The organism is Micromonospora sp. D93 (genome assembly GCF_018070365.1).
GTDB classification, from domain to species: Bacteria; Actinomycetota; Actinomycetes; order Mycobacteriales; family Micromonosporaceae; genus Micromonospora; species Micromonospora ureilytica.
This window is the reverse complement of the sequence record NZ_JAGPXW010000037.1, coordinates 36,932-57,634: the sequence shown is the minus strand read 5'-3', so window position 1 is coordinate 57,634 and position 20,703 is coordinate 36,932. Positions and strand designations below refer to the sequence as shown.

19 protein-coding genes, 1 pseudogene and 1 riboswitch are annotated in these 20,703 nt (G+C 72.5%); of the genes and pseudogenes, 5 read left to right on the top strand and 15 right to left on the bottom strand.

Annotated elements, in window-relative coordinates:
* Positions 1–251: 251 nt before the first annotated feature.
* Entirely contained in the window at positions 252–614 is a 363-nt protein-coding gene (locus tag KBX71_RS29760) for an STAS domain-containing protein (RefSeq protein ID WP_210821082.1), read from the top strand.
* Between the two features lie 18 nt (positions 615–632).
* On the opposite strand, the gene surE is transcribed toward KBX71_RS29760, so the two are convergent.
* Positions 633–1,460 (bottom strand): 5'/3'-nucleotidase SurE, encoded by an 828-nt coding sequence (surE, locus tag KBX71_RS29755; protein WP_124815210.1) that lies wholly within the window; start codon positions 1,458–1,460, stop codon positions 633–635.
* The gene (locus KBX71_RS29750; protein WP_210821098.1) at positions 1,457–2,434 is read right to left on the bottom strand and encodes a PfkB family carbohydrate kinase; all 978 of its coding nucleotides are present in this window, start codon (positions 2,432–2,434) and stop codon (positions 1,457–1,459) included. Before KBX71_RS29750 ends, surE begins: the two co-directional genes overlap by 4 nt.
* A gap of 172 nt (positions 2,435–2,606) precedes the next feature.
* Between KBX71_RS29750 and KBX71_RS29745 the strand changes: the two genes are divergently transcribed.
* A complete protein-coding gene (locus KBX71_RS29745; protein ID WP_210821081.1) occupies positions 2,607–3,074 on the top strand; it encodes an SRPBCC family protein in 468 nt (155 codons plus the stop codon).
* A gap of 524 nt (positions 3,075–3,598) precedes the next feature.
* Here KBX71_RS29745 and KBX71_RS29740 read toward each other — a convergent pair.
* From KBX71_RS29740 to KBX71_RS29720, 5 genes are all read right to left on the bottom strand, one after another.
* Entirely contained in the window at positions 3,599–4,102 is a 504-nt protein-coding gene (locus tag KBX71_RS29740; protein ID WP_210821080.1) for a hypothetical protein, read from the bottom strand.
* A gap of 142 nt (positions 4,103–4,244) precedes the next feature.
* A complete protein-coding gene (locus tag KBX71_RS29735) occupies positions 4,245–5,309 on the bottom strand; it encodes a coiled-coil domain-containing protein (protein ID WP_374102662.1) in 1,065 nt (354 codons plus the stop codon).
* Between the two features lie 5 nt (positions 5,310–5,314).
* Positions 5,315–5,446, bottom strand: a riboswitch (cyclic di-AMP (ydaO/yuaA leader).
* Between the two features lie 144 nt (positions 5,447–5,590).
* Positions 5,591–6,508, bottom strand: a complete 918-nt coding sequence (locus KBX71_RS29730) for a cation diffusion facilitator family transporter (protein WP_210821079.1) — start codon at positions 6,506–6,508, stop codon at positions 5,591–5,593.
* A 106-nt stretch (positions 6,509–6,614) separates the two neighbouring features.
* The gene (locus tag KBX71_RS29725; protein ID WP_210821078.1) at positions 6,615–8,732 is read right to left on the bottom strand and encodes an AAA family ATPase; all 2,118 of its coding nucleotides are present in this window, start codon (positions 8,730–8,732) and stop codon (positions 6,615–6,617) included.
* 107 nt (positions 8,733–8,839) lie between these two features.
* Entirely contained in the window at positions 8,840–9,775 is a 936-nt protein-coding gene (locus tag KBX71_RS29720; RefSeq protein ID WP_210821077.1) for an alpha/beta fold hydrolase, read from the bottom strand.
* Positions 9,776–9,948: 173 nt separating this feature from the next.
* Here KBX71_RS29720 and KBX71_RS29715 point away from each other — a divergent pair, with 173 nt between their 5' ends.
* Positions 9,949–10,575, top strand: a complete 627-nt coding sequence (locus KBX71_RS29715) for a carbonic anhydrase (RefSeq protein ID WP_210821096.1) — start codon at positions 9,949–9,951, stop codon at positions 10,573–10,575.
* 74 nt (positions 10,576–10,649) lie between these two features.
* On the opposite strand, the gene KBX71_RS29710 is transcribed toward KBX71_RS29715, so the two are convergent.
* A complete protein-coding gene (locus KBX71_RS29710) occupies positions 10,650–10,979 on the bottom strand; it encodes a hypothetical protein (RefSeq protein ID WP_030330285.1) in 330 nt (109 codons plus the stop codon).
* A 309-nt stretch (positions 10,980–11,288) separates the two neighbouring features.
* On the opposite strand from KBX71_RS29710, the gene KBX71_RS29705 reads away from it, so the two are divergent.
* Both KBX71_RS29705 and KBX71_RS29700 read left to right on the top strand, forming a co-directional pair.
* Positions 11,289–11,780, top strand: coding sequence for a DUF3145 domain-containing protein (locus KBX71_RS29705; RefSeq protein ID WP_124820305.1), 492 nt, complete (start codon positions 11,289–11,291; stop codon positions 11,778–11,780).
* Between the two features lie 95 nt (positions 11,781–11,875).
* Complete coding sequence (locus KBX71_RS29700; protein ID WP_374102663.1) at positions 11,876–13,609, top strand: glycoside hydrolase family 3 protein; 1,734 nt, start codon at positions 11,876–11,878, stop codon at positions 13,607–13,609.
* A gap of 256 nt (positions 13,610–13,865) precedes the next feature.
* Here the strand turns inward: KBX71_RS29700 and fabF are convergent, their stop codons facing one another.
* The 7 genes and pseudogenes from fabF to KBX71_RS29665 form a co-directional block, all read right to left on the bottom strand.
* Positions 13,866–15,092, bottom strand: coding sequence for a beta-ketoacyl-ACP synthase II (gene fabF, locus KBX71_RS29695; RefSeq protein ID WP_210821075.1), 1,227 nt, complete (start codon positions 15,090–15,092; stop codon positions 13,866–13,868).
* Positions 15,093–15,094: 2 nt separating this feature from the next.
* On the bottom strand, positions 15,095–15,334 hold the full coding sequence (locus KBX71_RS29690; RefSeq protein ID WP_030330276.1) for an acyl carrier protein: 240 nt from the start codon (positions 15,332–15,334) through the stop codon (positions 15,095–15,097).
* Between the two features lie 85 nt (positions 15,335–15,419).
* A complete protein-coding gene (locus KBX71_RS29685; RefSeq protein ID WP_210821074.1) occupies positions 15,420–16,364 on the bottom strand; it encodes a beta-ketoacyl-ACP synthase III in 945 nt (314 codons plus the stop codon).
* Positions 16,365–16,369: 5 nt separating this feature from the next.
* Positions 16,370–17,287: pseudogene (locus tag KBX71_RS29680) on the bottom strand (ACP S-malonyltransferase); the annotation flags it as partial.
* 78 nt (positions 17,288–17,365) lie between these two features.
* On the bottom strand, positions 17,366–18,715 hold the full coding sequence (locus tag KBX71_RS29675; RefSeq protein ID WP_307847384.1) for a helix-turn-helix domain-containing protein: 1,350 nt from the start codon (positions 18,713–18,715) through the stop codon (positions 17,366–17,368).
* A 1-nt stretch (position 18,716) separates the two neighbouring features.
* Positions 18,717–19,418 carry a response regulator transcription factor gene (locus KBX71_RS29670; RefSeq protein ID WP_210821072.1) on the bottom strand — a complete coding sequence of 234 codons (702 nt, stop codon included), beginning with the start codon at positions 19,416–19,418 and terminating at the stop codon, positions 18,717–18,719.
* Positions 19,415–20,599, bottom strand: coding sequence for a sensor histidine kinase (locus KBX71_RS29665; RefSeq protein WP_210821071.1), 1,185 nt, complete (start codon positions 20,597–20,599; stop codon positions 19,415–19,417). Before KBX71_RS29665 ends, KBX71_RS29670 begins: the two co-directional genes overlap by 4 nt.
* Positions 20,600–20,703: the final 104 nt, after the last annotated feature.

Genomic DNA, 20,703 nt, shown 5'->3' with positions numbered 1-20,703 from the left:
TCGGGTCGGGCGGGTCCAGACCGCTACCCTGGTTCGGCGGCGGACCGGTCACGACCGATCGCCGGTGCTCAGATAACGAAAAGTCTTGAGTAATCAGATGCTGAAAAGTGCGGATATGGGTGGCTTTGTGGGCCCGGATCCGCGAATTGCTCATCCCGAGGGGTGGCGACCGAGGCCATCGGAGGAATACTCTCGGTCGCGGCCCGCGTACTGATGAGGCGCCCGGGGGACGGGCGGGTGGAGGTGCTCGCGTGAGCCTGTCGATCGTGAAGTCGGTTCTGTCCGGTGGTGTCGTGGAGATCGCCCCACGGGGCGAGATCGACGTCGACACAGCGTACGAGGTGCGCGAAGCGATCGCGGAGGTGCTGGCCAAGGGCCGCCCGCTGCGCATCGAACTCAACATGAGGTTGGTCACCTTCATCGACTCGGTCGGCATCAGCGCCATGGTTGCCGGCTTCCAGACCGCCGAGGTCAGCGACGTCAAGCTGCTGGTCACCGAGCCGAGCCGGTTCGTGCACCGGCAGCTCTGGGTGACCGGCCTGCTCGGCCTCTTCGGTGCCCCGGAGCCCTACTTCGCCGGCGCAGCCACCCCCGAGGTGCTGCCCGGCGCCTGAGCGCGCCGGGCGCCCCCGTCAGGGCTGCTCGTCCAAGCCGGTCAGGTCGATGTCGGTCGCCTCGGTGACCGCTCGGATGGCCGTCACCGACGCGTACCCGGCGGCCAGCAACGCCACGTCCGTGCCGGGCTGTGCGGCCTGCCCCGGCTCCTCCAGCGAGGTGCGGACGAACCCGTGACCGGATTCGGCCACCGTCATCTGCACCTGACCGAAGCTGGCCAGGGTGCCTCGCCGCACCCCGCGCAGTTGCCCGTGCGGCAGGTCCGGGGTGTTCACGTTGAGCACGCTCTCCATCGGCGCGGAGGTCAACCGGGGGAGCAGGTCCAGGGCGACCCGCGCCGCAGTGCTCCAGTGCCGCTCGGCGTCGCGTACCCGGGCGGCGGCGTCCACCGCGGCGCCACCGCTCGCGGCCGTCGCCTCGCCGGCCGAGAGCACGTCGAGGGAGACCGCGATCGCCCGGCAGCCGTTCGTGGCGGCGGTGAACGCGGCGCCCACGGTCCCTGAGTGCAGCACCGCCCGGCCGGCGTTGGCGCCCCGGTTGACACCCGAGAGCACCACCGACGGCGGTGGGCCGAACGCCCCGTGCAGGGCGATCAGCGTGATGAAGCCGGGGGACCCGGCGACCCCGTACGCCGGCACACCTTCCAGGTCCGGCAGCGGGTGATCGTTCACGACGACTCGCCCGTCGCGCTCCAGGGCGCTCATCGCGGCGCTGGTGCCGCTCGCCTCCTCCATCGGCGCGGCGACCACCACGTCCAGGCCCCGCTGCCTGGCCGCCCAGGCCAGTGCCTGGATGCCCGGCGCCGCGATCCCGTCGTCGTTGGTGATCAGCACTCGCAGGGTCATCGCTCGACCACCCGGCCGGCCAACTCGTCCGGGGTGGTCCGTTCCTGTTGCCGGTCGTCCGCGGGTACCAGCCGGACCCGGTCCACCAGGCCGGTGATCGAATCCAGTCGACCGGTGCCCAGGCCGTGCCGGGTCACGTTCAGCGCGCCAGCGGCGGCGCCGGTGCGGATGGCGGTCCGGATGTCCCCGCCGCCGGCCACGACGGCCGCCACTCCGGCGGTCATCGAGTCTCCTGCGCCGCGCGGGTCGGCGGCCTCCAGCCGGGGCATCTCGACCTGGAACAGCTCCCCGTCGATGAGCGCCAACGCCGGCTGGTCGGCCCGGCTCACCACCACCGTCTCGGCGCCGCCCGCGTGCAGCTCGTACATGGCCCGGGTCAGCTCCCCGGTGTCGTCGCTGCGGGCGCGGCCGTCGCGGATCAACTCCTCGTGACTCACCTTGAGGAAGAACACCCCGCTCTCCAGCACCGAACCGAGGTGATCGCCGGAGAGGTCGACCACCACCCGGCCGCCGTTCGCGCCGAGATCAGCGGCGAAGCGTCGGTACAGGTCGGCGGGCACGAGCCAGGGTTCGTTCGGCCCACTGAGGATGCTCACCGAGGCCCGCAGGCCCTCGCCGAGGGCGAGGTTGTACAGCTCGTCGATCTCGTGCCGGCTCAACGGCTGTCCGGGCACGTCGGCGATCTCCTGCCGGGATCCATCCCGGCGATCGTGCACGTACCCGCCACTGCCGGAGTCACGGGCCACCACCTTGAGGTCCACGCCCTCGCTGACCAGTAGCGGCTCCAGCACCTGGCCGATCTCGCCACCGAGGGCTGCGCAGAGCACCACGTCGACACCGAGGGAGATCACCATGCGGGCCTGCCAGACGCCCTGACCGCCGGGGTGCAGGTGCAGCTCAGGGTGGTCGTTGGGCTGGTCCACGGTCACCGTCAGCTGTGGAGTGGGCGCGAAGACCATCACGTGCCCGCTCATCGGTCGTAGCCCTTCACGCATCCACCCTCCGTCACAGCTGGTGATTTCCCATTAGCCGACCGTAGTGCGAACGGTGTGCGAACGCCGGGACAACAGTGCGTGTCCGTCCGGGCGTTGCCAGCCAGACATCGGTACGGGACGATCGGGCGACCAAACGACGGCGGGAGACGGTGTGCTCAGCAGCGATACCTTCAGTTACACCGTTCAGGCCCGATGCTCACCCGCCGAGGCGGCGGCACTGCTCAGCGACCTGACCCGGCAGGGTGAGCTGCATCCGCTGATCGTCCGGGTCCGCCGGGTGCCGCCCCGACCCGGCGCGCAGGCCAGCTACACGATCAACGACCGGTTGGCGGCCGGCCCGCTGCGCTTCCGGACCACCTACCGCGCGGACGTGCTGATCAGCGAGGCCGACGAGATCGTCATGGTGGCCCGCCAGTGGCCGGCCACCACGGTGCGAAACCACACCCGACTGCGCGCCGAGCCGGACGGCCTGGTCCGCATCGACGTCGAGATCACCCTGACCGCCCCGACGCCGCTGTTCCGCTACGCGTTTCGCCAGGCCCAGGCCGCTCACCTAGCCCTGGCCACCCGCCTGGGCGCGGCCCTCGACCGCACCGGCACCCCCCCACCCCCGGCCTGACCCGCCCCGCCCGTCCGGCGCGCTCCACCGCCGGCCTACCCCCGCCCGCGCTCCACTGCCGGCCCGCCGCGCCGGCCGTTGCCCCGCTTCATGATCGTGCTCGATCGTGGATGTAGTGGCCTCGCGGCGCCCGGAGGCCACCACATCCTGGTCAACACAATTGCGTTAGCGAGCGGTTGCTGGGTGCAAGGGCGCGGTGAGCCCAGGTCCGCCAGTCCAGAAACGCCCCGCCCGCGCCGATCTTGCAGTTTCGGTCGCCGATATGCGCCGAATGACCTCTTGTGTCGCGACAGTAAACGCAAGATCGCGGAAGAGGGGCACCCCACCCTCGTCGATCATGGAGTTACGGTGCCGGGTTTGGCTCGATCCGGGCACTTTGCCACCCACCACAAGTCCATGATCGACGGAACAGCGCGGGGTTGACGAACAGCCACTCCGCCTAACGCAACGGTGTTCACATCCTGGTTGCAGCGCGATCATGGAAGCGTCGCGTGTGATCACGGCGCGGTCGACGGCCGATGTGATCAGGTGGTGCGGCCACGGCCCGCGAGGGTGGTTCCGGCGGCGGGACGGCGCCGGCCCCACGGCTTGTACGTGGACAGCACGGTCGCGATGATCATCAGGCTGGTCGACACCGCCGGCGCGATGACCAGGTCGGCGCGATCCCGTGTGGGCAGGGCGGCGCCGACCGCTCCGGCGTGGCGCAGGTTCGGGAGCAGCAGAAACAGCACCAGCCCGACCATCACAGTGGTGAGCACGAGCTTGACCAGCACCCAGCGGTGGCGCAGCAGCCCCCACGGGGTGAGCAGCGAGCTGGCGACTCCGATCAGCCAGACCAGGACGCTCAGCGGCGCGAACAGCACAGTGCCGACCAGGGCCGTGACCGGATAGACCACCCCCGGGTCGGCACCCCGCTGCACGGCGATGCCGAGGGTGAGCAGCACCAGGTCGGTGCCCAGCCAGCCGAGTGAGGTGACGAGGTGCAGGGTGAGCAGAGCCTTGCGGGTGCGGGGTCGGATCCGAGGCATACCGCGATGCTGCCCGCCGGCCCCGGCCGGGTCGTCCGACGAGCGACGACATCAGGGGTACGTCCGGCGACGTAGCCCGGCCCGGACGCAGGTGATGCCTGTGAGTCATCACCGATGGCTCACAGGCATCACGACGCGTGGGTCAGTAGACCGACAGGTGTACGTGGTTGGTGTGGTCGGTCGACGGGGTGCCGTGCGCCCCGCTGTACGACTTCCACCCGCTGCTGGGCAGCCAGATCTGCTTGTACCAGATCACGTAGAGCACGGCGAGCCGGTCCGCGTTGCGGATGAAGTACGCGGCAAGGTTGTTGCCGTAGGTCTTGTCGCCGCCGGTGGCGGCTCCACCGAAGCCGCTCTTCTGTGCGGCGAAGTCGCAGGCCCGACCCTTCGGGTGTTCACCAGAGCCGCTGGGGCGGTGGCACGAGACGTACCGGGTGAAGCCCGCGGCCTTGGCCTGGTTGAGGGCGTGCAGGGTGCGCGGGGTGATGCAGCCGTTGGCCGGCGTGGGGTCGTTGACGCTGCACGACTCGGAGGGCCAGGAGCCGTCCGAGTTGCGCGGTGCGGCCTTCGCGTTGGCGCTGGAGGTGCCCCGGTTGGAGCCGGTGTCGGCGGTGGTCTGCGGCTTGGGCGCGGTGGCCACGGTCAGGGCCCGTTCGGCCTGATCCTTGCGCTTGGCCATCACCGCGACCTGCTTGCGTTGTTCGGTGATCTCGCCGTCCAGGGCGCCCCGGGTGCGGTTGGCCTGGTCCTTGCTCTTCAGCAGGTCGCCCAGCACCCTGTCCTCGTTGGCGGCCACCGCGTCCAGCGCGGCCGCCCGGTCCATGAAGCCTTCGGGAGTGTTGCTGTTGAGCAGCGCCGACATCGCGCCGAGCCGGCCGGTGCGGTACGCCACTCCGGCGATCTCGCCGACCTTGCTGCTGCGCTGGTCGATCTCGACCTCGATGGTCTTCAGCTGGGTGGCGAGCTGCTGCTGCCGTTGTACGGAGGTGTCCAGGGCGCGCTTCGCGTCCAGGTAGCCCTTGCTGGCTGCCTCGAGTTGGGCGCGCAACGCCGGGGTGCCGCCCTCCTCGTCGGAGTCGGGTGCGGCGGCCCGCGATCCGGTTGGGGGAGCGGCCGAGGCGGTGCCGGCCGGAAGCGCGACGCCGAGGGCGAACATCGCGACGATCAGGGCCGCCAGTCGGGCGGCGGGTGGTCGTGCTGGTGCCACTGAGCATGTCCTTCCGTCAGCCGCCGACCGGGTTAGCTGACGGGTTCGGGACGGAAGATCCCTACCGCTGACGCGGATGCACCCCAGAAACATGGTTCCCCGGTTCGCCCAGCTGGGCGATTAGGCGGCGACCACCACCGGCGCCGGGAGGGCGCCGCCTGGTGGAGGCCGGGACCGAGCCTACCGGTGCCGATGGGGCCGCTGCAGCCAATGTGACGGACGGTGCGTGCGTCACCACGGAAAATTACGGCGAAAGCCGAGCAATGTTCCGAAAAGCCCCGTCACCATTCGATGGAGCCACACGCTCCGGAGGCGGCGCCGGGCTCGATCTGCAGTGTCGCGTGCTCGATGCGGAAGTCGTCGTGCAGGGCCGTACGCGCCGCGGTGAGCACCGCGCCGACCTCCGCGCCAGGTGCCATGGTCAGGTGTGCGGAGGCCACATCCATGCCCGAGGTGAGCGTCCAGACGTGCAGGTCGTGCACCTCGACGACACCGGGGACCGCGGCCAGCCGGTCGTGCACGGCGGTCACCTGGAGGTGCTCAGGGGCGGCCTGCACCAGGATGCGGACGGCGGCGCGGGCCAGCCGCCAGGTGCGCGGCAGGATGAACACGCCGATGGCGACCGCGACCAGGGGGTCGGCCCACCACCAGTCGGTGACGGTGATGAGCAGTGCCGCGCCGATGACGCCGAGCGAGCCGAGCAGGTCGCCGAGGACCTCCAGGTAGGCGCCCTGGAGGTTGATGCTCTCCCGGGCCCCGGCGCGCAGCAGGGCGAAGGCGGCGATGTTCGCGAGCAGGCCGAGCACTGCCACGGCGAGCATCGGGCCGGCGATGACCTGGTGCGGATCGCCGAAACGGCGGATCGCCTCGATCACCACGTAGATCGCGACGCCGGAGAGCAGGACGGCGTTGGCCAGCGCGGCGAGCACCTCGAGTCGGTAGAGCCCGAAGGTGCGTTGCGGGTCGCCGGTGGCCCGCCGGGTCGCCGTGATCGCGGCGAGCGCCATCCCGATGCCGAGCACGTCGGTGAACATGTGCCCGGCGTCGGAGAGCAGGGCGAGCGAGCCGGTGTGCAGGGCGACCACCGCCTCGACCACCATCAGGGTGGCGAGCAGCCCGAATGCGGCCCAGAGTCGACCCCGGTGCTGGTGTGCGGCATTGGCGACGGACCCATGGTGGTGGTCATGACCTGCGCCCACGAGAACCACCTTCCGTCGCTGGCCGGGACCCGGTCAAATGTATGCTCACATCGCTATGTGTGCAAGTATATGTGCAGCGCCTCTCACCGACGGCGGTCCGCGCAGGTCAGCCGGTCGAGTCGATGGTGGTGAGCCGCTGGGTGGCCCGGGAGAGCGCCACGTACAGGGTGCGTACTCCGGCGCCCGGATCCGCCCGGATCTCGCTCGGGGCGACCAGCACCACCCCGTCGTACTCCATGCCCTTGGCCTCCAGGCTGGTCACCACCTGCAACCTCGGCGCGCCGAGCGCGCCGAGCCAACCGGCGACCTCGTCGCGGCGGGGGACCGGCGTGATCACCCCGACCGTGCCCTCCACCTCGGCCAGCAGGCCGGCGGCGGCCTCCACTGTCGCGGTCTCCAACCCGGTTGCGGGTACCACCAGCTCGACCGGTTCGACCCCGGTGGAGCGGACGGCTGTCGGCAGCGGCAGGTCGGGGTAGAGCCGACGGATCTCCGCCGCCGCCACCGCGAAGATCTCCGCAGAGTTGCGGTAGTTGGTGGTGAGCGTGAAGTCGTGTCGCTTACGCCGGCCCAGCGCCTGGTCCCGGGCTCGGTTCAGCTCCTCCGGATCGCCGGTCCACGCGGTCTGCGCCGGGTCGCCCACCACGGTCCAGGAGGCCAGTCGGCCGCGCCGACCGATCATCCGCCACTGCATCGGCGAGACGTCCTGCGCCTCGTCCACCACCACGTGCGCGTACTCCCGGTAGTCCTCCGGGCGCTCCCGGGCCGCCGCGCGGGCGGCCCGCTGCCGTTCGCCGAGGGTGCTCAACTCGCGGACGCCACCGGCGAGCTGGAACGGATCGCGTCGCGCGCGAGCCGGCTGCGCGGGCTTACCGAGCAGCGCGTCCAACTCGTCCAACAGCGCCACGTCGGCGATGGTCAGCCCGGCCGAGTCCAGGTTCCGGTACGCGGCGTTGAGCAGCCGGATCTCCGCCGAGGAGAGGATTCCCCCGGCGTACCGGCGCAGCCGATCCGGCTGCGCCAGCCAGCCGAGCACGTGCCGGGGGTGCAGCCGAGGCCACCACGCCTTGAGGAACTCCCGGAACTCCGACCGCTCGGCGATCTCCGCCTCGAAGGCGGGCTGCTCCGGCAGCCGACCGCTGCTCAGCTCACGGGCCTGCGCCCAGAGCGCTGCGAACACCCCGTCGAAACCGGCCCGACGCACCTCGTTGCGCCGCGCGCCGCGTTGCAGCGCGCGATCCCGGATCCGGTCCAGCGCGGCCCGGTCCAGTCGCAGCAGCGTGCCCCGGTAGAGCAGCCGTAGCTCACCCGGGCCGCCCGGCACCGCGTCGCGGGCCGCCCGCTCCAGCACCCGGCGCATCCGCAACGAGCCCTTCACCGCCGCCACCTCGGGCGGGTCGGGGCGGGTCGCTGTCATCCCCGGAAAGAGGGTGCCCAGCGAGTGCAGGGTCGCGGTGTCCTCACCGAGCGACGGCAGCACGGAGCCGATGTACTCGACGAAGACCGACGACGGGCCGACCACCAGGATGCCGCCGCCGGCGTAGCGGCTGCGGTCGGAATAGAGCAGGAACGCGGCCCGGTGCAGGGCGACAGCGGTCTTGCCGGTGCCGGGGCCGCCCGCGACGATCGTCACCCCGGAGCCGGGGGAGCGGATCGCCTCGTCCTGCTCCCGCTGGATGGTCGCCACGATGTCGCGCATACCCCGGCCGGTGGCCTTGGACAGGGTGGCCAGCAGCGCGCCGTCACCGACGACCGTCATCCCCTCCGGGGCGGCCGTCGGGTCCAGCAGGTCGTCCTCGATCCGGGTGACCCGCTCGGCGCGGGACTGGATGGTGCGGCGCCGCACCACGTCCAGCGGCTGCGCCGGGGTGGCCTGGTAGAAGGCGGCGGCGGCCGGCGCGCGCCAGTCGACGACGAGCGTGACGGCGTTCTCGTCGCGGATCCCCAGTCGCCCGACGTGCAGCACCTGACGGTCGCGCAGGTCCAGCCGGCCGAAGACCAGCCCCTCGTGCTCGGCGTCCAGGGTGTGCCGCCGCTGCGCCGCGTGGAAGACCATCGCGTCGCGCTCGACCAGCGCGCCGTGCGTGCCCACCCGCGCCATCCGGTAGCCGTCACGCTCGGCGCGGACGGCCGACTGCCGCAGCTCGGCCAGTCGGGCGTACACCCGGTCGAGGTGTCGCTGCTCGACGGCGATCTCCTGCTCCAGGCCGGTCTGGTCGGTCAACGCACGCTCCTTCAGAGGTCGCCGGCAGGCGGCGGGAACCGCGCGGGCCAACCGAGAAGAGTACGGCCCTGGGCCCGACCTGCCGCGCCCGAGGTGCGGGAACGTGCTCACGCACCCGTTTCGGCGGTGATCGCGTGCGGCGCTTCGGTGAGCACCCGGCGCAGAACCCCGGTGAGCGCCGCGTTGACCTCGTCCGGGCGTTCCATCATCAGCATGTGCCCGGCACCTGGGCAGACGGTCAGCTCGGTGGCCGGCAGGGCGGCCGCGATCGACTCGGCGCACGGCGGTGGGGTCAGCCGGTCCCGGTCGCCGACCAGGGCGGCGGCCGGCAGGTGGGCCAACGCGGCGAGGGTGTCCAGTCGGTGCTGGGTGCCGATGGAGGCCCGGAACCCGCCGATCGAGCGTAGCGAGGCCCGAGCCACCGCCGACGTCACCAGGCGGATGTCGGCCGGCTCGCAGCTGTCACCGAAGAGCATCCACCGGATGCTCGGCCGCAGCGCGTTCAGCAGTGCCCGGGGCGCCCGCCACGAGCCACACCGGGCCAGCACGCCGGCGCCTGTCGTCTCGGCCAGCCGGATCAACCGGGCGATCCGCGGCGAGAGCCCGTAGACGGTGTGCGTGTGCCCCTCGGCGGTGGTCGAGACGAAGACCAGGCCGGCGGTACGGGCGGCGAAGTGCGCGGGGTGGCGGTGGGCGTACTCCATGATCGTCATGCCGCCCATCGAGTGCCCGACAAGCACCACCGGGCCGGTCGGCGCCACGGCGTCGATCACCGCGGCCAGGTCGTCACCCAACTGGGCCACTGTCGCCGTGGGCAGCGCCATGCAGCTGGACCGGCCGTGCCCCCGCGCGTCGTACGCGACCACCCGCACCGCACCACCGAACGGGGCCGCGCTGAGTGCGTCGACCTGCCGGTGCCAGGCGCGCCCGTCCAGCGTCCAGCCGTGCAGCAGGATGGCGGTGACCGGGGCGTCCGTCGGACCCGTCGCCTCGACGTTGAGCCGTACGCCGTCCGGCAGACCGACCTCGAACCGCTCCGGCATCGCCACCTCCCCAGGGCCGCCCGAGTACCACCAGCACCTCCGATACCCGGCGGTAACACACCGGCTACCCTCCATGACGCCACGCCAATCGCACCGTGGCGAAGATTTCCGACCTCGCCCGTGCTGGGCGGCGGCGGGCCAAGCTGAACGGCATGGGGTCGTCGGGGGCGCCCATGGGCGCGACGTCGGGGCAGGGGCGGCAGGCCGGCGGTACGCCGCGCGCCGCGCTGGCCGATCTGCTCGCCGGCAATCGGCGGTTCGTCAGCGGTCAGCCGGTGCACGGACACGACGTCACGGCCGCCGCCGCGGCGGCCTCCGGCGACCAGCAGCCGTACGCAGTGGTGCTGGGCTGCATCGACTCCCGGGTGCCGCTGGAGGCGATCTTCGACCAGACCTTCGGCGCGATCTGCGTGATCCGTACCGGGGGGCACGTGCTCGATCGCGCGGTCTGCGGCTCGATCGAGTACGTGGTCGGCCAGCTCGGCGTACCGCTGGTGATGGTCCTCGGCCACGAGCGGTGCGGCGCGGTGGAGGCCGCGGTGGAGGCGCTGCGCACCGGGCAGCGTCCCGGGGGGTCTCTGGCGTACCTGGTGGACGAGATCGCCCCGGCGGTCACCGAGGCGGGGATCGACGATCCGGCGGTGCGGCCGCTGGCGATCCGCCGACACGTCCGGCGCACGGTGCGCACCCTGCGCGAGGACGACCTGCTGGCCGGGCCGGTAGCCGCCGGCCGGGTGGCAGTGGTCGGCGGCCTCTACGACCTGGCCACCGGAGAGGTCGCCCTGCTCGATCCAGGCTGACCCGGCCGTGGACGTACGAAACCGCCCGCCGGGAGTTCCCGGCGGGCGGTTTCGGTTGGTGCGTGGGGGAGGGCTCAGCCCTCGAAGACGCCGGCCGCGACCAGGCGCTTCTCGGTGGCCTCCCAGCCGTCACCCGGGTGGGTGGCAGCCAGGTTGTTGATCTCCGCCCGGATCTTGGCGGCGTGGCCGGCGGCGGCCAGCACGCGGATCTCCTCGACGAAGGCGTCGGAGTCCGTGCGCAGGTGCGCGGTCTTGCCGTTGGTCAGGTTCCGCACGTAGGCGTGCTTGCCGCCGTTGAGCGGGATGAGGTACTTGAACTCGCCCAGCACGCTGAGGGCGCCACCCTGGCCAGCCTGGCCGGCCCGGACGGACGCGCGCGCGGTCTTAGAGGTGTTGCTCGCCACGGAGGTACTCCTTGCAAGACGTACGGGAGGACTGGACGTCCGGGGGCTGTGTGCGGGTCGTACGTGACTCGGCCCGCGAAGGTGTAACGCGGCATAAGCCGCCGGTGGAACTGTACAGGACCACGACATCATGCTGGTCGTCGCGGTGTCCTGAGAGGCAACGGCGACCACCCGTCCGGCTATTCCACCCGGCGTTTTTTCCGATTCCCTGGCGCACCACGCGTCACAGGAGTCATCATGTGTTGCAGCAGCCACCTGGGTGGACGAGGTCGTAGGGGAAGACGCACCTCGCTCTCCCGGGAGGTCACCGTGCCAACGCGTGGCGTCGTATACGTCCACTCGACCCCGCTCGCCGTGTGCTCGCACGTCGAGTGGGCGATCGCGCGCGTCCTAGCCGCGCCGGTCAACCTGCAGTGGACGGCTCAGCCCGTCGACCCCGGCGCACGCCGGGCAGAGTGCGGGTGGACCGGTCGTCCGGGGACGGGCGCCGAGCTGGCTGTTGCCCTACGGCAGTGGCCCATGATCCGTTTCGAGGTCACCGAGGAACCGAGTCCCAATGCCGACGGTGAGCGCTTCATGTACGTGCCGGCTCGTGGCCTGTTCCGGGCGACGGTCGGCGTGGCCGGCGACATCCAGCTCGGCGAGGACCGCCTTCGGGCGCTGATGGCGGCCTCGCGGGCCCCGGAGGCGTTGGCGCACGCCCTCGACAAGGCGCTCGGCACGGCGTGGGACGCTGACCTGGAGCCCTACCGGTATGCCGGCGACGGCGCCCCGGTGACCTTGCTCACTCGGGTCGGCTGACCCGACGGTCCGCGAGGCGGCTACGTGCACGCGCGCCGCCGGTGCGGCGTGCGGGCGGTAAGGTCAAGTTGCCCCGATAAGGGGGAACTGGTGGGATAGGCGGCGTGTCGAATCGCCCGTGGCGCGCCCGTGTCGCTGTCGCCGCCCTGACCGCCCTGCTCCTCTCCGGCTGCTCGGGCGGGTCACCCCGACCCACCCCGACGCCCAGCCCGGCCGCCTCGTCCGCCGGCCCGAGCGCCCCGGCCGCGCCGCCGGCCAGCGACCCCGCCGGCCGCGCCGCCGCGCTGGTGGCGACGCTGTCCGACGAAGACCTGGTCGGCCAGGTGCTGATGCCGTACGCCTACGGCGACTCGGCGACGAAGGTCTCCGCCGGCTCGGCGGCCGGTAACCAGGCCCTCGCCGGGGTCGACACCCCCGCCGACATGATCGCCAAGTACCGACTGGGTGGCCTGATCCTGGTCGGCTTCAGCGCCGACGACCCGACGAAGGGCAACCAGGAGACCACGAACGTCGACAATCCCAAGCAGGTGCACGAGCTCACCACCGGGCTGCGTGCGGCCGCCGGTCGGCTCACCGCCGGCCCCGCGCCGCTCCTGATCGGCACCGACCAGGAGTACGGCGTCGTCACCCGGGTCAGCGACGGGGTCACAGTGCTGCCCAGCGCCCTCGCGGCCGGCGCGGCCGGTGACCCGAAGCTCACCGAGGCCGCCTGGCGGGCCGCCGGCACCGAGTTGGCCGCGATGGGCATCAACATCGACTTCGCCCCGGTGGCCGACGTGCTGGCCACCCGCAGCACAGTGATCGGCTCCCGGTCGTACGGCGCCGACCCGAAGAAGGCCGCCGCACAGGTCGGCGGGGCGGTCCGTGGCCTCCAGGCGGCCGGGGTCGCGGCCACCCTGAAGCACTTCCCCGGGCACGGCCACAGCGCCGACGACTCGCACCAGGACCTCCCGGTGCTCACCCAGTCCGCCGCGGCCTTGCAGAGCGGCGCGTGGCCGCCGTTCACCGCCGGTATGGACGCGGGCGCCATGGCCGTGATGTCCGGTCACCTGGACGCGCGCGCGATCGACCCGGGGACCCCTGCGACGTTCTCGCACAAACTGCTCACCGACGTGCTGCGCGGCCAACTCGGCTTCAAGGGCGTGGTGATCACCGATGGCATGAACATGCCGCCCGCGAAGCGCTGGGCTCCCGGCGAGGCGGCGGTCCGGGCGCTCAACGCCGGTAACGACCTCATCCTGATGACCCCGAACGTCGGTCAGGCGTACGACGGCCTGCTCGCCGCGCTGCGCGGCGGATCGCTGCCCCGGACCCGGCTGGTCGAGGCGGTCACCCGGGTGCTGACCATGAAGTTCCAGCTCGCGGACCTGCCGGCGGCGCAGATGTCCACGCTCAACACCCCGGCGCACCGGGCGGCGGCCGACGCGCTGGCCGCCGCCGCCGTGACAGTGCTGCGGGGCGCCTGCGGCAAGGCGGTACGCGGGCCGGTCACCGTCACCTCGTCCGGCGGTCGGGACGGCACCCGGGCCACGCTCACCGCCGCGTTGACCGCCGCCGGGGTGCAGGTCAAGCCCAGCGGCGGCACCATCGTGCACCTGGTGGGTTACGGCGACGGCGCCAAGGACCTGAGCGCGGACGCGGCGGTCACGGTCGCCATGGACACCCCGTACGTGCTGGCCGACGCCAAGTCACCGACGCTGCTGGCCACGTACTCCTCCAGCCGGGCGTCGATGACCGCCCTGGCCGCAGTGCTCGCCGGCAAGGCCCAGCCGGGCGGCCGGTCACCGGTGGCCGTCCCCGGACTGCCCGCGACGACCTGTCGCACCTGACCAGCCGGGCGCGGACGGATCAGCGCCCACCTCACTCGCCCTTCGCGAGCCCTCGCACGGAAATCGGGTCGCCCCGCCCCCCGGCCGGTCTGACAGCCTCCACCCATGGGAGCGGCAGAAGGATTCCGGCACGTGCAACGGGCCGACCGGCAACTACCGCCACGGCAACGAGCGCACCGCTAAGCAGCACCCCCGCAACCGGGGCTGAACGACACAAGGGCCCCTCCTCGACGAGGAGGGGCCCTTGCGCGGGATCTCAGGGTCGGGCGAAGACGAGAGCCACGTTGTGGCCGCCGAAGCCGAACGCGTTGTTCAACGCGGCCGGGATGTCCATGTGGCGGGCCTTGTGCGCGGCGACATCCAGGGTGAGGCCCGGCTCCGGGTCGTCGAGGTTGATCGTCGGAGGGACGACACTGTCGCGGATCGCCAGGATGGTGGCGATCGACTCCAGCGCACCGGCCGCACCGAGCAGGTGACCGGTCATCGACTTCGTCGCGGACAGCACCGGGTGGTCGCCGAGCGCCTTGTGCAGCCCGCCGATCTCCAGCATGTCCCCGACCGGGGTCGAGGTGGCGTGCGCGTTGACGTGCACGATGTCGCGCTTGGCGATGTCCGCGTCGGCGATCGCCTTGGCGATGGCCCGGATGGCGCCCTCGCCCTCGGCGTGCGGCTGAACGATGTCGTACGCGTCGGAGGTGATGCCGGCGCCGGCGAGACGCGCGTACACCCGGGCGCCCCGGGCCGCGGCGTGCTCGGCCCGCTCCAGCACCACGATGCCGGCGCCCTCGCCGAGGACGAAGCCGTCCCGGCCCCGGTCCCACGGGCGGGAGGCCCGCTCCGGGTCGTCGTTACGTGTCGACATGGCCCGCATCGAGCTGAAGCCGGCGATCGGCAGCGGGTGGATGACCGCCTCGGTGCCGCCGGCCACCACCACGTCGGCCCGGCCGGAGCGGATGATGTCCAGCCCGAGAGCGATCGCCTCGGCGCCGGTGGCGCAGGCGCTGGCCACCGAGTGCACGCCGGCCTTGGCGCCCAACTCCAGCCCGACCCAGGCGGCCGGACCGTTCGGCATCAGCATCGGGATGGTGTGCGGAGAGACCCGCCGTGGCCCGGACGCCTCCAGGATGTCGTCCTGGGCGAGCAGAGTGGTGGCACCGCCGATGCCGGAGCCGACGCTGACGGCCAACCGCTCCCCGTCGAGGTCGGAGCCGGCGAGGCCGGCGTCCGCCCAGGCCTGCTGCGCCGCGATGATCGCGATCGCCTCGGAACGGTCCAGGCGGCGCAGGCGGACCCGGTCCAGCACCTCGGACGGCTCCACGGCCAACTGGGCGGCGATCCGGACCGGCAGTTGCTCGGCCCACTCCTGGGTGAGGGCACTCACCCCGGAGCGGCCGGCGAGCATTGCGTCCCAGGTCGACGCGACGTCCCCGCCAAGCGGGGTCGTCGCGCCGAGCCCGGTGACGACGACGTCAGGACGAGTCATGATCAGGACTGCGCCGCGATGTAGCTGACAGCGTCGCCGACGGTCTTGAGGTTCTGCACCTCGTTGTCCGGGATCTTGACGCCGAACTTCTCCTCGGCCGCGACAACGACCTCAACCATGGAGAGCGAGTCGACGTCGAGGTCGTCGGTGAAGGACTTCCCCTCGGCCACGTCGTCCGGGTTCACCCCGGCAACCTCTTCGAGGATCTCGGCGAGGCCGGTGGTGATCTCGTCACGGGTCATTGCGGTTGGTTCCTTTCATCGGGGTTCTCCGGCGGTCGGCGTCGCCGACCGCCACTCCTCGACGCGTACGCGCCCGAGGGGGTCATCAGGGGCAGCGGACGACCTGACCGGCGTAGGTCAGGCCACCGCCGAAGCCGAACAGCAGCACCGGCGCGCCCGAGGGCACCTCCCGGCGCTCGACCAGCTTGGACAGGGCCAGCGGCACGCTCGCCGCGGAGGTGTTGCCGGACTCGACGATGTCCTTCGCGATGATCGCGTTGGGGATGTTGAGCCGCTTGGCGATGCCGTCGATGATCCGGGCGTTGGCCTGGTGCGGCACGAACGCGGCCAGCTCCGAGGGGTCGACCCCGGCCCGCTCGCAGGCCTGTAGCGCGAGCGGCGCGATAGCGGTGGTGGCCCAGCGGAACACCGCCTGCCCCTCCTGCTGGATGTACGGGCGCCAACCCTCGATGCGCACCGCGTCGCTCTTGTCCGGCACCGAACCCCAGACGACCGGGCCGATCCCGGTCGGCTCGTCGTCGGCGGTGGCGGACACCACCGCGGCACCGGCTCCGTCCGCGAAGATGATGCAGGTGGAGCGGTCGGTCCAGTCGGTGAAGTCGGACAGCTTCTCCGCGCCGATGACTATCGCGTTGCGCGACGCCCCGGCCCGGATGGCGTGGTCGACGGTGCCCAACGCGTACGCGAAGCCCGAGCAGGCGGTGTTGAGGTCGAACGCGCCGGGGGCGGTGATGCCCAGCTTGGCGGCGACCCGGCAGGCCACGTTGGGGCTGCGGTCGATGGACGAGCAGGTGGCGACCACTACCAGGTCGATGTCGGCGGCGGTCAGGCCCGAGTTGGCCAGCGCCTTGCCGGCGGCCGCGGCGGCCATGTCGGCGACCGTCTCGGTGTCGGCGATCCGCCGGCTGACGATGCCGACCCGGTCGCGGATCCACTCGTCGTTGGTGTCGACGAGCTGGGCGATGTCGTCGTTGGTCACCACCCGGGAGGGCTGGTAGTGCCCCATCGAAACGATGCGACTGCCAGTCATGAACGACCTCCGATACGGGCGATCAGGTCCCGTGCGGCCGGCAGGTCGTCCGGGGTGTTGAGGGTGACGATCTCCGGGGCGCCGTCGCCCTTGAGTTCCCGCTTGACCAGGCCGGCGAGGGTGCCGGCCGGGGGCAGCTCGATCACGCCGGTGACCCCGAGGTCGGCCAGCGTACGCATGCACAGGTCCCAGCGCACCGGCGCGGTGACCTGGCGGACGAGGCGCTGCACCATGGCCGCGCCGTCGTCCACAGCGGTGCCGTCGAGGTTCGACAGCAGGGTCCGGGCCGGGTCGGCGGGGGTGATCCGGGCGGCCTCCGCGGCGAGCGCGGTCTCGGCCGGAGCCATGTACGGGGTGTGGAACGCGCCGGCCACCTGGAGTCGGATGATCCGGGTCCGGGCGGGCGGCGCGGCGGCGAGCTTGTCGAGCCCGTCCAGGGCGCCCGCGGCGACGATCTGACCGGCGCCGTTGCGGTTGGCGGGGTAGAGCCCATTCGCCTCGATTGCGGCGATCACCTCGTCGGGGTCACCGCCGAGCACCGCGGCCATGCCGGTCGGCTCCAGCGCGCACGCGGCGGCCATCTCCCGGCCACGTACGCCGGCCAGGGTGATCGCGGCGTCGGCCGACAGCACACCGGCCAGCGCGGCGGCGCCCAACTCGCCGACGCTGTGGCCGGCGGTGAGCGCGACGTCGTCCAGCGGCAGGTGCTCGGCCGCGAGCAACGCCGCGGCGACCAGCAGCGGCTGGGTGCGGGCGGTGTCCTTGATCTCGTCGGCGTCGGCGGCGGTGCCCAGGTGCAGCAGGTCGACCCCGGCCAACGCCGACCACTCGCGCAGTCGCGCCTCGGTGCCGGTCAGGTCGAGCCAGGGGGTCAGGAAGCCGGGTTTCTGAGAACCCTGGCCGGGACTAAGTACGGCGAGCACGCCTATGACTCTCCCGGATACGGGCGGGTAACGCGGTGCCGCCTTCGACCAAACCGCACTAGGACCTTTGGAGGTTTCCTACAAAGATCGGCGGGGATCATCCTCAGTTTGGGCGGATTTCCGAGCGGCCGGGGTGATTGTCTGAGTCGGGACCGGCGAAGTCAGCGGGGCAACCGGATCCAACCGACCCACTGTCAGCGCGACCTGAAGGGCGAACGCGTCGCGCGGAGACAGCGGCGAGAACCCGGTCACCTCGGCGATTCGGCGCAACCGGTAACGCACAGTGTTCGGGTGCACGAACAGTGCCCGAGCCGCGCTCTCCAGTGTGCCACCGGCGGCCAGGAAGGCGTCCAGGGTCGCCAGCAGCTCCCCACCGGCGCGCACAAGCGTCGCGTACACGTCATGGCGTAACCGCCGACGGGCCTCCGCGTCACCGGCGAGGGCCCGCTCCGGCAGCAGGTCCGCGGCCGGTACCGGCCGGGGCGCGCTGGGCCAGGCCGGGGCGGCCCGAAAGCCGGACAGCGCGGCCCGCGCCGACTCGGTCGCCTCGTCCAGGCTCGGCACGGCGGGACCGACAACCACCGGGCCGTCCCCGAACGCGCTCAACAGCTTCGCGGTGGCGGTCAGTGGGTCCGGTGCGCCGCCCAGCACGATCACCAGCCGGTCGCCGTGAACGCCGCCGATCACCTCCACGCCGATCCGGCGGGCCTGCCGGTAGACCACGTGCAGCACCGCCGAGACCTCGCCGCCGGGCGACCGACCGACCGCCACCGCCACCGGCGGCGCGTCCGTCCAGCCGAGCGCTGCGGCCCGACTGGCCAGGACGTCCGGCGAGTCACCGCGCAACAACGCGTCGACCAGCAGCGCCTGCAACCGGGCGTCCCAGGCGCCGCGCGACTCGGCGGCCCGCGCGTACACCCGGGCGGCGGCGAACGCGATCTCCCGGGAGAAGCGCAGCACCGCCTCGCGTAGCTGCTGCTCCTCGCCCTCGGCGGCCAGGTGCGACACCTGCTCCTCGACCACGTCGATCGTCACCTTGATCAACGCCACGGTCTGCTGGAGGGTGATCGACCGGGCCAGCGCCTGCGGGGCGGCGTCGAAGACCTCGTCGGAGACCTCCTGGGTGCTGTCCGCAGTGCCGCCGCCCTCGCGCAGCCACTGCACCAGCGACCTCGCGCCCGCCTGCGCGACAAGCATCACCCAGGAGCGCTGGTCGGCCGGCAGCGCCCGGAACCAGGGCAGCGTCTCGTCCATCCGGGCCACGCTGGAGGTGGCCAACGCCCCCGCCGATCGTTCGATCCGGCGCAGCGTGGCCGACAGCTTCCCACCGCCCGGCGTGCTCACCGCCCTAGCCTGACACGTCGTGAGCAGGCCAACCACGTCGGCACCGGTCCGCCGGCCGCGGTCGGCGCGCCCAGCGGGCCGGATCTCACGGGTGCGGGGGAGGGGGCAGGCCCACCTCCTGGGCCAGGATCGCGGCCTGCACCCGGCTACGCAGGTCCAGCTTCGCGAGGATCCGGCTCACATGGGTCTTGGCGGTGCTCTCCGCCAGCACCAGCCGATCGGCGATCTGCTGGTTGGACAGGCCCAACCCGAGGCAGGCCAGCACGTCACGCTCGCGTGGGGTCAGGGTGTCCAGCGCGGCCCGAGCGTTCGCCGACGCGCCCGGCGCGGTGGCCGCGAACGCGGTGATCAGGCGGCGGGTCACAGTGGGCGCGATGAACCCGTCCCCCCGCGCCACCGTCCGCACCGCGCTGACCAGGCCGTCGGCGTCGGTGTCCTTGAGCAGGAACCCGGCCGCGCCGGCCCGCAACGCCCCGAAGACGTACTCGTCCAGGTCGAAGGTGGTGAGCACCAGCACGTCGGCGAGCCCGTCGGTGACGATCGCCCGGGTCGCGGAGATCCCGTCCCGGCGGGGCATCCGCACGTCCAGCACCGCCACGTCGGGGCGCAACTCCCGGCACAGGCGCACCGCGGCGTCCCCGTCGGCCGCCTCGCCTACCACCTCGACACCCGGTGAGCCGTTCAGGATCAGGGCCAGCCCGGCCCGTACCGCCGGCTGGTCGTCGGCGAGCACCACCCGTACCGTCGCCGCGCCCGCGTCGCCCGGTGGCCGCGCCGCCCCGGTCACCCGCCCTCCCCGGTGGGCAGGGCCGCCCGCACCTGCCAGCGACCGTCGCGCGGCCCGGCGGTGAACCGGCCGGCCAGCAGCGTGGCCCGCTCCCGCATGCCGATCAACCCGGCCCCGGCGCCCGGCAGCCCGGCCCCGCCCCGGCGCACCGGGTTCTCCACAGTCAGCACCACCTCGGCCGGCCGGTACGCGATCGTCAACTCCGCCTCGCCCGTGCCGTGCTTGAGCGCGTTCGTCAGCGACTCCTGCACGATCCGGTACGCGGCGAGGTCCACCCCCACCGGCAGCGCGCCGGGCGTGCCATCGGTCCGGACCCGCACCGCGAGACCGGCCGCCCGGACCCGCTCGACAAGTCCGTCCGCCTCGGCCAGCCGCGCGGTGACCACCTCCGGCGTACCCGGCTCGCCAGCGGTCCCGGGCTCGCGCAGCACCTCGATCATCTGACGCATCTCGGCCAGCCCCTGCACGCTGCTCTCCCGGATCACCCGCAACGCCGACTCCACCTGACCGCGATCCAACCCGGGTACGGAGAGCACGGCGGTGGCGTGGATGGCCACCGCGCTGAGGTGGTTCGCGACCACGTCGTGCAACTCCCGGGCCATCCGGGCCCGTTCGGCGCTGACCGCCTGCCGACGGTCCAACTCGACCAGCCGGGCGGTCTGCTCGGCCCGCGCCCGCTCGGCGGCGGCCTGGTCGCGGTACTGCCGCACACTGATGCCGGTCAGAACCGGCAACACCCCGGCGAGCACCACCAGCACCCCGAGCGCCGCCCCACGCCACTGGCCGTACCCGAGCACACCGACGATCGCCCCGACCAGGCTCAGCGCCACGGTGATCCGCAGCAACCACCGCCACAGCCGGGGCGGGCCGTACACGCAGGCGTCGTAGAGCACCTGCGTGTAGACCAGGACGGTGCCCAGGGAACTGCCCAACGCCGTGTCCACCACCAGCGCGCCGGTCCCCACGGCCAGGCTGGCGCGCGGTGCGACCCGCCGTAGGCCGACGGCGACGCAGACCGCCACCAGCGGCGGCAGGAACAACGCCGACGGCACGTTCCCGTCCGGACGGACCTGCGGTTGCCAACCCAGGGCGTGCAGCACCAGGCCACCGGCCAGCGACGCGCCGGCCAGCACGAGGTCACGGCCGAGGGTGCCGGAGTCGAGCCACGGTGGCGCACGCATGCCCCGATCCCACCACAACCGTCGCCCGCCGAACTCCGACCGGGGGAGGACCTCGACGCCGCAGCCATGCGCCGAAAGGGGTACGCGGCTCGCACCCCGCCAGC